Origin of the sequence: Roseobacter sp. MED193, from assembly GCF_000152965.1 — a bacterium.
GTDB lineage: Bacteria > Pseudomonadota > Alphaproteobacteria > Rhodobacterales > Rhodobacteraceae > Pseudophaeobacter.
Window position 1 is genome coordinate 84442 of sequence record NZ_AANB01000005.1, and the last position, 14665, is coordinate 99106.

The 14665-nt window shown below is 55.5% G+C and carries 12 protein-coding genes; 8 read left to right on the forward strand and 4 right to left on the reverse strand.

The annotated features are described in order from the left end of the window. Positions 1–987: a 3-oxoacyl-[acyl-carrier-protein] synthase III C-terminal domain-containing protein gene (locus MED193_RS00375; RefSeq protein WP_009807626.1), complete on the reverse strand. Its 987-nt coding sequence runs from the start codon at positions 985–987 to the stop codon at positions 1–3. A gap of 412 nt (positions 988–1399) precedes the next feature. Here MED193_RS00375 and MED193_RS00380 point away from each other — a divergent pair, with 412 nt between their 5' ends. Together MED193_RS00380 and MED193_RS00385 are read left to right on the forward strand one after the other, a co-directional pair. Then, positions 1400–1663: a hypothetical protein gene (locus MED193_RS00380; RefSeq protein WP_009807627.1), complete on the forward strand. Its 264-nt coding sequence runs from the start codon at positions 1400–1402 to the stop codon at positions 1661–1663. Then, positions 1663–3015 (forward strand): hypothetical protein, encoded by a 1353-nt coding sequence (locus MED193_RS00385; protein ID WP_009807628.1) that lies wholly within the window; start codon positions 1663–1665, stop codon positions 3013–3015. Before MED193_RS00380 ends, MED193_RS00385 begins: the two co-directional genes overlap by 1 nt. A gap of 89 nt (positions 3016–3104) precedes the next feature. On the opposite strand, the gene MED193_RS00390 is transcribed toward MED193_RS00385, so the two are convergent. After that, the gene (locus MED193_RS00390) at positions 3105–3974 is read right to left on the reverse strand and encodes an aldose 1-epimerase family protein (RefSeq protein WP_039965602.1); all 870 of its coding nucleotides are present in this window, start codon (positions 3972–3974) and stop codon (positions 3105–3107) included. Positions 3975–4146: 172 nt separating this feature from the next. Further along, positions 4147–5196 carry a UDP binding domain-containing protein gene (locus tag MED193_RS00395; protein ID WP_009807630.1) on the reverse strand — a complete coding sequence of 350 codons (1050 nt, stop codon included), beginning with the start codon at positions 5194–5196 and terminating at the stop codon, positions 4147–4149. A 375-nt stretch (positions 5197–5571) separates the two neighbouring features. On the opposite strand from MED193_RS00395, the gene MED193_RS00400 reads away from it, so the two are divergent. The 6 genes from MED193_RS00400 to MED193_RS00425 all read left to right on the forward strand — a co-directional run bounded on the left by MED193_RS00400 (position 5572) and on the right by MED193_RS00425 (position 12655). Beyond that, entirely contained in the window at positions 5572–6057 is a 486-nt protein-coding gene (locus MED193_RS00400) for a hypothetical protein (protein WP_009807631.1), read from the forward strand. Positions 6058–6464: 407 nt separating this feature from the next. After that, complete coding sequence (locus tag MED193_RS00405; RefSeq protein WP_009807632.1) at positions 6465–7901, forward strand: mannose-1-phosphate guanylyltransferase/mannose-6-phosphate isomerase; 1437 nt, start codon at positions 6465–6467, stop codon at positions 7899–7901. A gap of 163 nt (positions 7902–8064) precedes the next feature. Further along, complete coding sequence (locus MED193_RS00410) at positions 8065–9231, forward strand: nucleotide sugar dehydrogenase (protein WP_009807633.1); 1167 nt, start codon at positions 8065–8067, stop codon at positions 9229–9231. Between the two features lie 77 nt (positions 9232–9308). Continuing rightward, positions 9309–10535, forward strand: a complete 1227-nt coding sequence (locus MED193_RS00415; protein WP_009807634.1) for a glycosyltransferase family 4 protein — start codon at positions 9309–9311, stop codon at positions 10533–10535. 21 nt (positions 10536–10556) lie between these two features. After that, on the forward strand, positions 10557–11675 hold the full coding sequence (gene gmd / locus MED193_RS00420; RefSeq protein WP_009807635.1) for a GDP-mannose 4,6-dehydratase: 1119 nt from the start codon (positions 10557–10559) through the stop codon (positions 11673–11675). A 5-nt stretch (positions 11676–11680) separates the two neighbouring features. Next, positions 11681–12655 (forward strand): GDP-L-fucose synthase, encoded by a 975-nt coding sequence (locus MED193_RS00425; protein WP_009807636.1) that lies wholly within the window; start codon positions 11681–11683, stop codon positions 12653–12655. A gap of 48 nt (positions 12656–12703) precedes the next feature. Here MED193_RS00425 and MED193_RS00430 read toward each other — a convergent pair whose 3' ends face one another. Next, on the reverse strand, positions 12704–14617 hold the full coding sequence (locus MED193_RS00430) for an FAD-dependent monooxygenase (protein WP_009807637.1): 1914 nt from the start codon (positions 14615–14617) through the stop codon (positions 12704–12706). Positions 14618–14665 lie beyond the last annotated feature (48 nt).

Below are 14665 nucleotides of genomic sequence, written 5' to 3' on the forward strand. Positions count from 1 at the left end.
TCAGGTCACCACCGCCGCGCCGCCCAGACTCACCCCGGCAGAGGTGCCTAAAAACAGGACTTTGCTCCCGGCAGGCACACGGCCTTGCTCGCGTGCGATATCAAATGCAAAGGGGATCGAGGCGGCAATCTGATTGCCGTAGTCCTCTACGATGCGGACCACCTTTTCGCGCGGCCAGCCTGTTTGGCGGATCATGTGATCAAGAGCGCCGGGGCTGGCCTGATGCGGCACGATAAGATCCACATCACTGTGATCCCACCCCGCTTCGCGCAAGAGCGCATCAACAAAACCGTTGAAATGCTGGGTCGTGAGCCGGAAAAGCGCTTTGCCGTCCATGTTGAATTTGGAATGCTCAGCAAAGGCCTCACGATCGATGTTGAAATCAAAACGCGTGCCCCCCGCCCCAATCCCGCAGGCCTCATACGCAGACGGATAGCTGCGCAGCCTTATTGCTTTGATTGCGGCAGCACTCCCTGATGAAGCGGCGCCAATCACGGCAGCGCCAGCGCCATCCCCAAAAAATGCGGCAGTTTCAGGCTGCGTGCTCCACGGGAGCGCTCGGGAGGCGATTTCTGACGAGACAACCAATGCAGTTTTTGCGGCCCCGCCACAAATCATGCGGGCGGCCATGTCCAGACCCGTCACAAAACTCAGGCAGGTGCTGTTGACGTCAAACGCTGCCGCAGATCCGTCCTCCATCCCGAGGCCGCGCATGATCAACGGAGCCATCGCTGGAATGGGTTGATAGGCGACGGAGGCCCCTGAGATTATCAAGTCGATCTCACCAATCTTGCACCCCGCATTTTCCAATGCGCGCTGACAGGCCAATACGGCAAGATCAATCTGGCTCTCATCCGTGCAGTGGTGGCGCCTGCGGACGCCACTCGCCGCAATACGCCCCCCTGCGGACCATTTGATGTCAAGGTCAGTGCTCTGCGCGCAATGAAGCGGCAAAGCCCGTCCTGTGCCAAGAATAAAAGTGTTCAAAGGAACTCCATTAGCCAATCGCTTTCAGGAACATATGGGACCACCCCTTGTTTTGAAATGCTGGAATCCCGCCATTGAAAACAACATGACAAATGCCACACAGGGGCTAAAGCGTGGCAGGCTGCCCCCTACGAGTGCGCCCCCTTCATTGGCCTTTGCCACTGGTCGGCACTTTTGACCGGGGCCCAGATTGGGTTGCCGCATCTGCGCACGTCGCTGCAAAGTGTTTTCAACCCTGTCGTGGTTATCTCTCTTTTCTTCTTATCACCGGTAATCCGGAGTTCTGACGCATTTAGCGCGCCGCCCCAGGGCTGGAGCCGCACCTATGAAACACGCGCCACAAGCGTCGAGACCCTGAACCCATACGGCTCTTAGTTGGGCCGGATAATCCACCTGAGTATGAGGTCGTACCATGCCCCCGAATGATCCTTTTTCCGCCATGAGCCGCAGCTTGACCAGCCCCGCAACAGAGCATTTCGCTATTGTGCCGACGGATGGTGTCGATCTTCCGACACGCCCCCGGGTGCTACGGGTTGTGTCCTCAGGCGATATCTCCATGCGAGACGCGAAAGGTGTGGTGATCACCTATTCCGTCTCTGCCGGGGAGACTTTGCAATTCTCCGCTATCGGCATCGAAGCGACAGGGACTACGGCAACCGTAGTCGGGTGGCTCTGATGCCTGGTCTTGGCTTGGGACTGGGGGTGCGTGGCATGCAACCCGCCCTCCTGGCGCGCTACAGTCTCGGCGGCAAGGCCCCTGCTGTGATCGCGGATACAGTGGCAGGGGTCTATGGCGTTGGCGGGCGGTCTGTGGGTTTTGACGGCCTGTTCACCTTCTCGCGGCTCTCTGCCGCTTGGAAGTTGAATGCCCTGGGGCATTGGGTCAAGGTGCTGGCCGGCGAGCCGCGCACCGGGCACCACGTCTGGAGGGATGGCAAACTGGCACCTGCTGGCATTGCTGTCTGCTCAGAGGTGCGGACGAACCTGGCAAGCTACAGCGACGACCTGCGCAGCTGGTCACTCGACAACAATATCACCGTAACACCGCAGGGCACTCTTGGTGGAAGCCCCTCATTTGCCCTATCCGATCAGACAGACACCTTTGGGCAGATAAGCCAGAACATTGGGGCCATCGGAGATGGTGAATTTTGCTGTCAGGTGAAGGTTGCTAAGTCTAGGACCAAGGTAAATGCTTTTGGTATTCGCGCCACCTATTCCGCTGGAGGCGTTACCCAGTTTAATGGTATTTCGTTCAACGCTGAAACAGGCGGTGGAATTATTGGCATGTGGGGGTCTACAATCATTGAGCGAAAGGTTCAGGACTGTGGCGATTATTGGCTTGCTTGGTTCTCTTTTGATGCCACTGGGATAGGGCTCAACGAAGCAAAAATTCAGGTGTTTCCAGCACATAATGGGGTGAACGGCAATGGTGGACCTCATTGGACGGGGGACCACCGATGCACGGCCATTCAGGTGAATGCGGGCCGCTGTCCAAAGAACTATATCAAGACCGAAACCGCTCCGGTTTCTACCGCCTCTGAGAGCTTGCAGATCAACCCATCTCTGCTGTCCTCCGCCTTTGGCGGGGTCATGCCCGAGGCACTGACCTTCGTAATGAAGGGAACCATGAGCTACGCAGACGTAGGGCTTAACCCCCAGGTTCGCATGCTGCTCTGGCAGGCAGATAGCATCGACCGAATCCGGCTCCAGCTCAATACGGTCGATGCGCGCACCGGGCAATTCATCGCCTTCACCCAAAAGGACGGTGTCGCCAATTCGGCGCTTTCTGCACCCGATGCATATTCGCCGGGGGTGGAAGTTCCCTTCTCAGTTGCCGCTGTCCTGACCGCAACCGATATTGAAGGCTTTTACAATGGGGTCTCCACTGGAAAAGTGGCGCATGGTGGCCTGCCGAGCCTCATGGCTGCACCTATGGAGTTCTTTTCTCCAGGAACGGGCACAATCACTGAGTTTTGCCTCTGGCCCGAGGCGCTGACCAGCTCCACCCTTCTGGAGGCTACGGCCTGAGTTGCCAAAGCGAACAACCGCCAGATGTTCAGACAGTTCGTGCAAGTGGCAACAAAGCGCACTGACCGGAATTCGCCACCTAACGACAGCTAGACATGAACTGTCACCGAATAGCCAAACTGAACTGCCAGGCCGGGCTGCAAATCGATACTATTCGGACGCCGCGCAATTTGAGGGCCATCGCCAAGATAAGACGCCGTGCCGTGCCAGGGTTCGATGCACAAAAAGGGCGCGCCTGGTGGACGCCATAGCGCCAAATCTGGGAGATTGTGAAACTGAAATTCCAGGCTTGGTCCATCTGGCGGCCCATAGCGCAGGGACTCTGCACCGTGAGGAAAGACAAGGGCTCCGTCTTTGAAAAGCGCCTCATGAAGTTCCAACTCCCCATCAGAAAACGGGCCAGCAACAGGCTGCGGGCGCAACAGGCCATCCTGCAATCCAACCCTGTTGGGGTTGCCACCCGATGCCAGTGAAATGCTGTGGGTTTTCTGGTCGCTCTTCGGAAGTGGCCAGCAAAATGCAGGGTGAAAGCCAAAGCCAAATGGCATGACCCGCTGATCGGTGTTTTGCACCTCAGCCGTCACATGCAGCCTGTTACCGTCAAGTTCATGCGTCACCTGCAAAACAAAGGAGAACGGATAGAGCGCCAGGCTTTCAGGGCTTTCTTTGAGCACATGACGGCAGGAGGTTTCAGTCTGTTCTTCTAAGGCAAACACTTGGCGTCGGGCAAATCCATGCTGCGGCATGGCAGCAGTGTGATCCCCGACAGCGATTAAATCATCCACTGCCCGCCCGACGATGGGGAACAGCACAGGCGCCCGCCCAGACCAGAAGGCAGCATCCCCATGCCAAAGAAGATCTTCACCGGAACCTGTCCGAAGATACTGCATTTCGGCCCCCAGAGGGGCGACCGCAAGGCTAAGAGCTTCATTGGTCAACAAACAGCACGAAGACGTCATGGTTTAGAATCCTGACAGATGAGAATCATTGATAAATAGGCGCCCAAATTCAGTTCTGGGGCATTCCCCAACCTAAATCCATTGCTTTGCAGCCCAGCGAAAGTCTGCTGGGCCACATCTCGAATTTCACCCCACCTAATCCCAGGACCAACCAGATTTGAAACCCTTCCTTCTAATCGGTGCCTGACAAGTCGCGGGTGAAGATTTTACTTTCAACATCGCGGATTTCATCCGTCAACCGGTTTGCAACAATCACATCCGATACCTGTTTAAAGGTCTCCAGGTCGCGCACCACTGCTGAGCCGAAGAAATCATCCTGCTGCAAGACAGGTTCAAAGACCACAACCTTGATCCCCTTGGCCTTGATCCGTTTCATGATGCCCTGGATGGAAGACCGGCGGAAATTGTCCGATCCTGCCTTCATAACCAGACGGTAGATGCCCACCACATTGGGCGCCTTGGCAATAATCTGATCGGCGAGAAAGTCCTTACGGGTATGGTTGGCATCCACAATGGCGCGGATGAGGTTCTGTGGCACCTCGGAATAGTTCGCCAATAGCTGTTTGGTGTCCTTGGGCAGGCAGTAACCGCCATAGCCAAAGAAGGGGTTGTTGTAATGATTGCCGATCCGGGGATCGTGGCCAGTGCCCGCGATGATCTGGCGCGCCTCCATGCCGCCCGCCATGGCATAACTGTCCAGCTCGTTAAAGAACGCCACCCGCATGGCAAGATAGGTATTGGCAAAGAGCTTGATCGCCTCGGCCTCGCTTTGCGAGCCAACAATGATCCGTGAAGGATGAAGATTGTCATAGAGCGCCTGGCCTTCGCGCAGGAACTCTGGCGAGAACATCAGGGTGTTGATGCCCCGTTCAGCACGCAGCCGTTGCACAAATCCGACTGGAATCGTCGATTTGATAACAATCGTGGCTGCCGGGTTCACCGCCGACACCTGATCAATCACCGCCTCAACACTGGATGTATCAAAATAATTTGTGTCGGTATCATAGTCGGTTGGCGTCGCGATGATCACAAACTCTGCATCGCTATAGGCCGCCTCAGCGTCCAAGGTTGCTCGTAATTTCAGGGGTTTGTCTGAAAGAAAGGTCTCCAGCTCAGCATCAACAATAGGGCATTTGAGGGCGTTGATCATATCGACCCGCTCTTTTGCAACATCCACTGCCGTCACCTGATGGTTCTGCGCCAGTAAGACGGCAATTTTCATTCCACACCCACAATGCTCTACCTCTATGCGGCCTGGTGTGTAATCGAAATGTTCCGCCAAGCCAGATCGTTAAGACAAACCAAATCGTTAAGAACTGGGCAGATCAATAGACGCGGTGTTTCATTTGGCAGCGCTGGCGGGGGCAGAGCGACAGGCACGATATATTAATGGCAGGGCGAGAAGAACCCAGCCCTGCAAGGGCGCGAGACGCTGCTGTTCGTTAAAGCATGAGCTCAAGCTATTAATATAATTTAACATTTATTACCAGAAAACTAGCAATAAGCTCCGCATTTTCGCCACACCTTTAACCCCAAGCACGACCCCTCGCCTTCCTATCCAGACTTCGAAGCCTCTTTCTGCATCGGAGATCTGACCATGTCGTTCCTCAACTCTGCCGTTTCGAAACCTAGCCTGCGCAAGATTGTAACTGTGGCAACCTTGGGCCTGTCCGCACTGCTGCTCCCATTGGAAACTGCCAAGGCTGCCCAACGTGCCACCTATGTTGTTGGCAATGACCGAGGCGGTTATCTGCACGACCGCCTGATTGAGCTCGGCAATCTCCAGCGCAATGGCACTCGCGTTCAGATACGCGGCAACATTTGTTACTCGACCTGCACCATGTTCCTTGGACTGTCAGGTACCTGTGTCAATCCCAATACCACCTTTGGCTTTCACGGCCCCTCCAAGAGCGGCAGGCGGCTTGCACCGCAAAAGTTCGAGTATTTTTCACAGGTGATGGCAAACCATTATCCGACACAACTGCGGGATTGGTTCATGCGCGAAGGGCGCCACCGGATTTCAGGTGTCTACAAGATTAAGGGGTCAGAGCTGATCCGCATGGGCGTAAAATCCTGCGCCTGATGCTTGATTGCCGCTTCGCACTAGGTTGCTCACCTGCAATACAACACCAAATGGCAGGATGCAGGGATGGTCTGAACACCGCTTAAATCCTGCGGTACAGAACCAAGCGCATGTGTCAAAAAGTTGTGGCGACACCTTCCGCGCTAGACAGATTGCCACAGTCCTTGTGGCAATCTGGCGGTGTTCGGACACGCCAAGCTTGGGCGAATCTCACAGCGGCATCCGTCAATTAGGGTTATCAAAGTTTGGGCTGAACCTACTGCCAACCAAAATTCCCTGCTCAATATTCATTCAACTGGCCCAACGAAAACGAAATTTTAACGACAAAGCGGCCCATCATCTTGTTTAGAAGCTAAAGCTCCGGTACCAAGACATAATTGCACCTTTTGTGTAGCCGAGTATTTCTTGTGACCGATATTATCCCCATTCTGCTTTGCGGAGGCTCTGGCACCCGGTTGTGGCCTCTGTCGCGCAAGAGCTATCCGAAACAATTTGTCCCGCTGATGGGCGAGGAGACCCTGTTTCAGGCCTCGGCAAAACGGCTGACGGATCAGGGGCATGGCGTTGGATTTACCGCCCCCATGGTGCTGACCAACTCCGATTTTCGCTTTATCGTCACCGAACAGTTGCAGGCGGTTGGCATTGATCCCGGCGCCATTTTGATCGAACCCGAAGGGCGCAATACCGCCCCCGCGGTTCTGGCCGCCGCGCTGAATGCCCAGGCCCAGGACCCCGAGGCCATTCTGCTGGTCGCCCCCTCGGATCACGTGGTTCCGGATGTGGCAGCCTTCCACGCCGCGCTCAATCAGGGGCTGCAGGCGGTGGCCGAGGGCCAGCTGGTCACCTTTGGCATCACCCCGACCCATCCGGAAACCGCCTATGGCTATCTGGAACTGGCTGAGATGCCGGATGCAACGGGCCGCCCGGTGCGGCTCAAACAGTTTGTGGAAAAACCCGATACCCTTCGTGCCAGCGATATGCTGGCTGCCGGTAATTTCAAATGGAACGCCGGGATTTTTCTGTTTGCCGCCAAAGACATCATTGCCGCATTCCAGGCCCATGCCACCGAGTTGATGGCGCCCGTAGAGGCCGCGCTGGATCAGGCACAGACCGATCTTGGCTTTTTGCGGCTGGCACCAAACCCCTGGTCACAGGCGGATGATATCTCGGTCGACTATGCGGTGATGGAGCATGCCCAGAACCTCTCGGTGGTGCCTTTTGATGCGGCCTGGTCCGATCTGGGCGGCTGGGACGCGGTCTGGCGCGAAGCGGGTCCGGACGAAAACGGTGTGGTGACCAGCGGAGAGGCCACCGCGATTGACTGCACCGACAGCCTGCTGCGCTCAGACAGCGACCGGCTGGAGGTCGTCGGCATCGGATTGGACGGCATCATGGCCGTGGCGATGAATGACGCGGTTCTGGTGGCGGATAAATCCCGCGCCCAGGACGTGAAACTGGCGGTTGCGGCGCTCAAGGAAAAGGGCGCGGCCCAGGCCACCGCCTTCCCCAAGGATCACCGCCCCTGGGGCTGGTTTGAGAGCCTGGTGGTGGGCGACCGGTTCCAGGTCAAACGGATCCTGGTCCACCCCGGCGCCAGCCTGTCGCTGCAAAGCCATTTCCACCGCTCGGAACACTGGATCGTGGTTGAGGGCACCGCACGGGTGACCATTGATGACGAGGTCAAGCTGGTGACCGAAAACCAGTCGGTCTACCTGCCACTTGGCTGCGTCCACCGCATGGAAAACCCCGGCAAAGTCCCCATGGTACTGATCGAAGTCCAAACCGGCGCCTATGTCGGCGAAGACGACATCGTCCGATATGAGGACAAATATGCTAGGAGCTGAAAGATGAGCGAAAGAGGTCGTTTTGGGGCGCGGGACATTGGCTACACAATTGTCTGCTGCAGTTTTACCATACGGTTTTAGGGGCCGGTTTCCCATTTTTTTTGCGCTGCGATTGTTCACAGAGCACTGGCGCGGATAGATCACATAATACAAGGCGCTAACTATGAAAATTGCAGTTGCCGGAATTGGCTATGTCGGGCTTTCCAACGCGGTTTTGCTGGCACAGAGGCATGCGGTTGTCTCCGTTGATATCGACGAGGGCCGGGTTGCAATGGTCAACTCGAACCAAAGCCCCATTGTTGACCAGGAGTTGGAAGACTTCTTAGCAACGCGGGACCTGCAACTCAGCGCAACAACAAATAGCGCTGAGGCCTACGGCGGGGCTGACTATGTCATCGTAGCGACGCCAACGAATTATGACGCACAGACCAACTCTTTTGATACCTCCAGCGTTGAGGCAGTCGTGGCCGAGGTCATTCAGATCAACCCGCAGGCCACCATCGTCATTAAGTCGACAATCCCTGTGGGATATGTGCGCGACCTGCGTGCCCGGTTAGGGACAGATCAGGTGATCTTTTCCCCAGAGTTCCTGCGTGAAGGCAAAGCTCTTTATGACAACCTCCATCCCAGCCGGATCATTGTCGGGGAACGGTCCGAACGCGCTCGGGTTTTTGCGGAGCTGTTGCTTGATGGCGCCGAAGATGAAGATGTCGAGATCCTCTTCACTGACCCGAATGAAGCCGAGGCCATCAAGCTTTTCGCGAATACCTATCTTGCCATGCGGGTGGCGTTTTTCAACGAGTTGGACAGCTATGCCATGGCGGGCAGCATGGACAGCCGTCAGATCATCCAAGGAATCAGCCTCGACCCTCGGATTGGTGATCACTATAACAATCCCTCGTTTGGCTATGGCGGTTATTGCTTACCCAAGGATACCAAGCAGCTCCTTGCGAATTACAACCACGTACCGCAAAATCTCATCCGTGCAATTGTGGACGCCAACCGCACCCGCAAGGATTTTCTCAGCGATCAGATTCTGATGCGCGGTCCAAAGGTAGTCGGAATTCACCGGTTGGTCATGAAAGCAGGATCAGACAATTTTCGGCAATCCTCAATCCAAGGCATTATGAAGCGGTTAAAGGCGAAAGGTATTGAGGTCATTATCTATGAGCCTGTTATGGAAGAGGATCATTTCTTCCACAGCCGAGTAATTCGCGACCTTTCTACGTTTAAGAGTCAGTCTGATCTCATCGTGGCCAACCGAATGACAGATGAAATTCAGGACGTAGCGGCCAAGGTCTTTACCAGAGATCTTTTTGGCGGGGATTAGGCACAAAAGAAGCTCACTATCAACGAAAACTGATCGTATCATTTCTTTCCACCAACAATATTGGCCGCCAAAACTCAATGACCCGAAAAAAGAAAAACATACTTTATCTGTCCCCCTATTTCTGGCCTGAAGAAATAGGCTCTGCGCCCTATAGCCGTGAGCTGGCCCAATATCTTTCACACAAAGGTTATGACGTTTCTGCACTTACCTTTCGCCCGCATTATCCGAGCATTGAACCCTTCAAGGCCTGGGCCGGAGGTGAACGTGATTTTGAAACCCACGAAAAAATCAAGATTGAACGTGTCGCGGTTAGCCCGCGTGGAAAAGGCGGCTTCAAAGACCGGCTGAAAAACGATCTGCGCTATCTGAAGTCCTGTCTCACACATGCGATCAAAGGATCGTATAGTGATGCGGAAGCCATCTACGCCTATATCCCCAGTGTCCTGACCCTTTATGGTGCCAAAGTCCTGAAAATGAGATCTGGGGCCCCTCTTATTGCTATCGTGCATGACATTGAGAGTGGCCTCGCACATTCCCTTGGCATCACCTCAAAACCCATCATGCTCAAAATCATGCGCATGGTAGAGCGGATCGGGTTAAACTTTGCAGACCATGTCATCGTTCTAACCGAAGGCATGAAAAATGAGATCATCGACATTGGATGCCGCAAACCAATCGACGTATTGCCCATCTGGTCGCAGGTCGCTGACATAGCGCCCATCGACGATGCAGGCCCAGTGCGCGTTATGTATTCTGGAAACTTTGGCAAGAAACAAAACTTGGATCAGTTGCTGCCTCTGCTTTCTCATATTTCTTCGACCCTCCCGGCCGTGGAAATCGTGATGAGAGGCGGCGGTTCTGAGCGGCCTAGGATCGAAGAAGAGGTGCAAAAGCGTGGAATAACCAGTGCTCAATTCCTGGAGCTCGCTCCATCCGACGCCTTCATGGCCTCCCTACAAAGCGCAAACGTGCACCTTGTTCCCCAAGCCCTAAACGTAGCAAATTATGCGCTGCCGTCGAAGTTGTTTTCAGTTATGTCTGCTGGGCGCCCTTTTGTTTGCATCGCCGAAAAAAACAGCCCCCTAGATGTACTCGCACAGGATTCTGGAGCTGGCATTTGTGTTTATCCTGAGGATGAAGCAAAGTTATGTCAGGAAGTAGAGGCACTGCTGTCGGATATTCCACGTCAACAGAAGATGGGTGAATCTGGTCGTCAGTTTGTTCAAAAGAACATGAATCGAGAGACCATCTTGAGCCGGTACGAACAGATCATGTTGAGTAAAGCCCACCAAAGGGCCGCGTAGAGAAATTTGGAAGTTAAAATAATGAAAAAAGCGCTTATCACCGGTGTGACCGGCCAGGACGGATCCTATCTGGCGGAGTTCCTGCTGGAAAAAGGCTATGAGGTGCACGGCATTAAGCGCCGGGCTTCCTCGTTTAATACCCAGCGGGTAGATCACATCTATCAAGATCCCCATGTGGATCACGCCAATTTCAAACTGCATTACGGCGATCTGACCGACACGTCCAACCTCACCCGTATCCTGCAGGAGGTTGAGCCGGACGAGGTCTATAACTTAGGCGCCCAAAGCCATGTGGCGGTCTCCTTCGAGAGCCCGGAATATACCGCAGATGTCGATGCCATGGGCACGCTGCGCCTGCTGGAGGCCATTCGGTTCCTAGGCCTGGAGAAAAAGACCCGGTTCTATCAGGCCTCCACCTCGGAGCTCTATGGGTTGGTGCAGGAGATCCCGCAGCGCGAGACCACGCCGTTTCATCCGCGCAGCCCCTATGCGGTGGCCAAGATGTACGCCTATTGGATCACGGTAAACTACCGTGAAGCCTATGGCATGTATGCCTGCAACGGCATCCTGTTCAACCACGAGAGCCCGCGCCGCGGCGAGACATTTGTGACCCGCAAGATCACCCGTGGACTGGCCAATATCGCCCAGGGTCTCGAGGATTGTCTCTACATGGGCAATATCGACGCGCTGCGCGACTGGGGTCATGCCAAGGATTACGTGCGCATGCAGTGGATGATGCTGCAGCAGGACGCACCGGATGATTTTGTCATCGCCACCGGCGTGCAATATTCGGTGCGCCAGTTCATCACCTGGTCCGCAGCTGAGCTGGGCATCAGCCTGGAATTTAGCGGCACAGGTCTGGATGAGATCGCCACGGTTGCGGCGATTGAAGGCGATATGGCGCCGGCCCTGAAACCGGGCGATGTGGTGCTGCGGATTGATCCACGCTATTTCCGCCCTGCCGAGGTTGAAACCCTGCTGGGGGACCCCACCAAGGCCAAGGAAAAACTGGGCTGGGTGCCCGAAATCACCACCGAAGAGATGTGCGCAGAAATGGTCCGCGAAGACCTGAAAACCGCGCGCCGCCATGCCCTGCTCAAAGAACATGGCATGGACCTGCCCGTGAGTGTGGAGGGGTAGCCGAGATGAAGATCTATGTGGCTGGTCACCGCGGCATGGTGGGGGGCGCAATCCTGCGCCAGCTTGAGGCGCGCCGGGCTGGCGGGGAGGATCTGCAGCTGGTGACCCGCACCAGCGCCGAGCTGGACCTGACCAATCAGCAGCAGGTGCAGAGCTTTATGCAGGCCGAAGGCCCCGATCAGGTTATTCTGGCAGCGGCCAAGGTGGGGGGCATTGTGGCCAACAATTCCTACCCTGCGCAGTTCATCTATGAAAACCTGATGATGGAATGCAATGTCATCCACGCCGCCTATGAGGCCGGGGTGAAACAGCTTTTGCAGCTGGGATCCTCTTGCATCTATCCAAAACTGGCGGCCCAACCGATGGCCGAGGATGCCCTGCTCACAGGGGTTCTGGAGCCCACAAACGAGCCCTATGCCATTGCCAAGATCGCCGGCATCAAGCTCTGCGAGAGCTACAATCGCCAATATGGCGTGGACTATCGCTCGGTGATGCCCACCAATCTCTATGGGCCCGGAGATAATTTCCACCCCGATAACTCCCATGTTTTGCCAGCTCTTATCCGTCGTTTCCACCTGGCCAAGCTGAATGGGGACGCCAGTGTCACCATCTGGGGCAGCGGTGCGCCGCGCCGCGAATTCCTGCATGTGGATGACATGGCTGCAGCGGCGCTGTTTGTGCTGGATCTGCCCCAAGCGACCTATGCAAGCGAGACACAAGAGATGCTGAGCCATATCAATGTGGGCTGCGGCACCGATATCTCGATTCTGGAACTGGCACAGCTGGTGGCCCAGGTCACCGGATTTGAGGGCGAGATCCTGACCGATCCCAGCAAACCTGACGGCACGCCCCGCAAACTGATGGATGTGACCCGGTTGGAACGCCTGGGCTGGAAGGCCTCCATCGAGCTGAACGACGGTATTGCCGAAACCTATCAATGGTTCCTAAAGCAAGACACCAAAAACCTGCGCAGTAAGTGATTTACTGCACAGGACCCTTGGGTCTGAACCAGCGCGCAAACGCCTTTCTTAGTCGCTGCGCGGCTTAAAGACGCCCTCGAAAAAACTGCTCAGCGCCTCATGGGCAGTCAGCGGCAAAACATGGGCAACATACTGATCAGGGCGCACCACAACCATGCAGCCCTTTTTACGGTCAACGCCACGTATCTCAAAAATGTCCCCCGCGTCTTTGTGATCAACGCCAAAGACCTTTTCATGGTCCTGCAGGCCCAGCTTGCCGGTGCGCGGTTTCAAAATTTCAGGCAATTCCTGATCTAACAGCGCATCAAAACTTTGCTGAAAGATAGCGCGCAGATCTATCACCGCATCAATATCCTCATCCTGACCACGGTATTTCTGCACCACCGAGTCAGGATCCTCCATCAGCCACGTGCACAGCCGATAGAGATCGGAGCCCGCCGCGCTGTCCTCTCCCGCAAAGGCATAAATCCGCCAACGCCCATCGGCCTCGGCCACATGGCCCAGCTGCATCTGCATGGCATCTGCAACCCGAACCACTGGCGCGGAATGAAACCGGCGCCCGATTTCAAACCTAGGTGCCAAGGCCTGAAACTGGTCAGGACCCGTCAGTGCCGAAGGCAGGTATTTCACAGCAAGCCCACCGGTGAACTCGAGATTTTCGATGAACTGTTTTTGGAACCGTGGCATATCCCCGCTGTCCAGCTCGGACTCTCCCGGGGGTGCCGACATAATCCGTGCCCACTGGTGATCCGTCTCAATCAACCGCTTTGCCTCTTTCCAGCGCTCAGCCGAGTAACTGCGCAGAAGGTGAGGGTCAGAACGCCCCTGCAGCACCTGCACAAGTTTCCAGCCCAGATTAAAGCTATCCTGCATCGAAACATTCATCCCCTGCCCAGCCTTTGGGCTATGGGTGTGGCAGGCATCGCCAGCGGTAAAGACCCGCGGATTTCGATCCATCCCTTCAGCCACATCATCAAACCTATCTGTTAGCCGGTGACCGATTTCGTAGATGGACCACCACACCACCTCTTTCACGTCGATGGCGTAGGGCTGCATAATTCTGTTGGCCGCCGCAATCATATGGTCAGCTGTGAAATTCCGGCTTGAGACCCGTTCATTGGGGTTCAGCTTGTCCAGTTCGACATACATCCGAAACAGATAGCCCCCCTCACGGGGCAAGATCAGGATGTTTCCTTCTGTGGCGGAGCTGATAAGACATTTCTGACGTACATCAGGAAAGTCGGTATTGGCCAAAATATCCATCACACCCCAGGCTTGATGGGCTGCATCGCCGTGCAGTTCTCCGCCAATTGCAGTGCGCACTTTGGAACGCGCCCCGTCGCAGCCCACCACATAGTTCGCACGTACCGTTTTGGTTTCACCAGCATTGATGCCAGTATTTTCCAAGGTAACGGTTACCGGATGGTCCTCGGTACTCGGGTCAATCACCAGATCCTTCACCCCCCAAGAGTAATCTGGCTCCAGCCGGGTTGGGGCGTTTTTCATCACGTCTAGAAACAGCTCATGCACCCTGGCCTGGTTGATCAGCGCATGCGGCATCTCAGAGGACCCCTCGGGCACATCCTGCACGCGGCCAATGCGACTGATATGCCCCTGGTTCTGCGGATCAGGCGCCCAGAAAGCTGTTTGGTTCACCCAATAGCTTTCCCGCTTGACCGTCTCACCAAAGCCAAAGGCCTGAAACATCTCCATTGTGCGGGTATTGATGCCATCCGCCTGCCCCTTCTCAATTGGCCCGGGTTTTGGCTCTACGATCATTGTCTTGATTTCTGGGAATTGTGCCAGCTGTGCCGCAAGGCACAACCCTGCCGGGCCACAGCCTGCGATCAAAACATCCACCTCCGAAGGCAAAGCTGCAAAGGAATCCCGCACGCGCCATCCTGGCACTGCTGATTTCACATCCGGGTCGCCACCGCGAAAACCCTCTTTGTAGAACTGCATGCCACTCCTCCTTCATTGTTCAACCAGACCTGTCGGGGCCCTTACAGC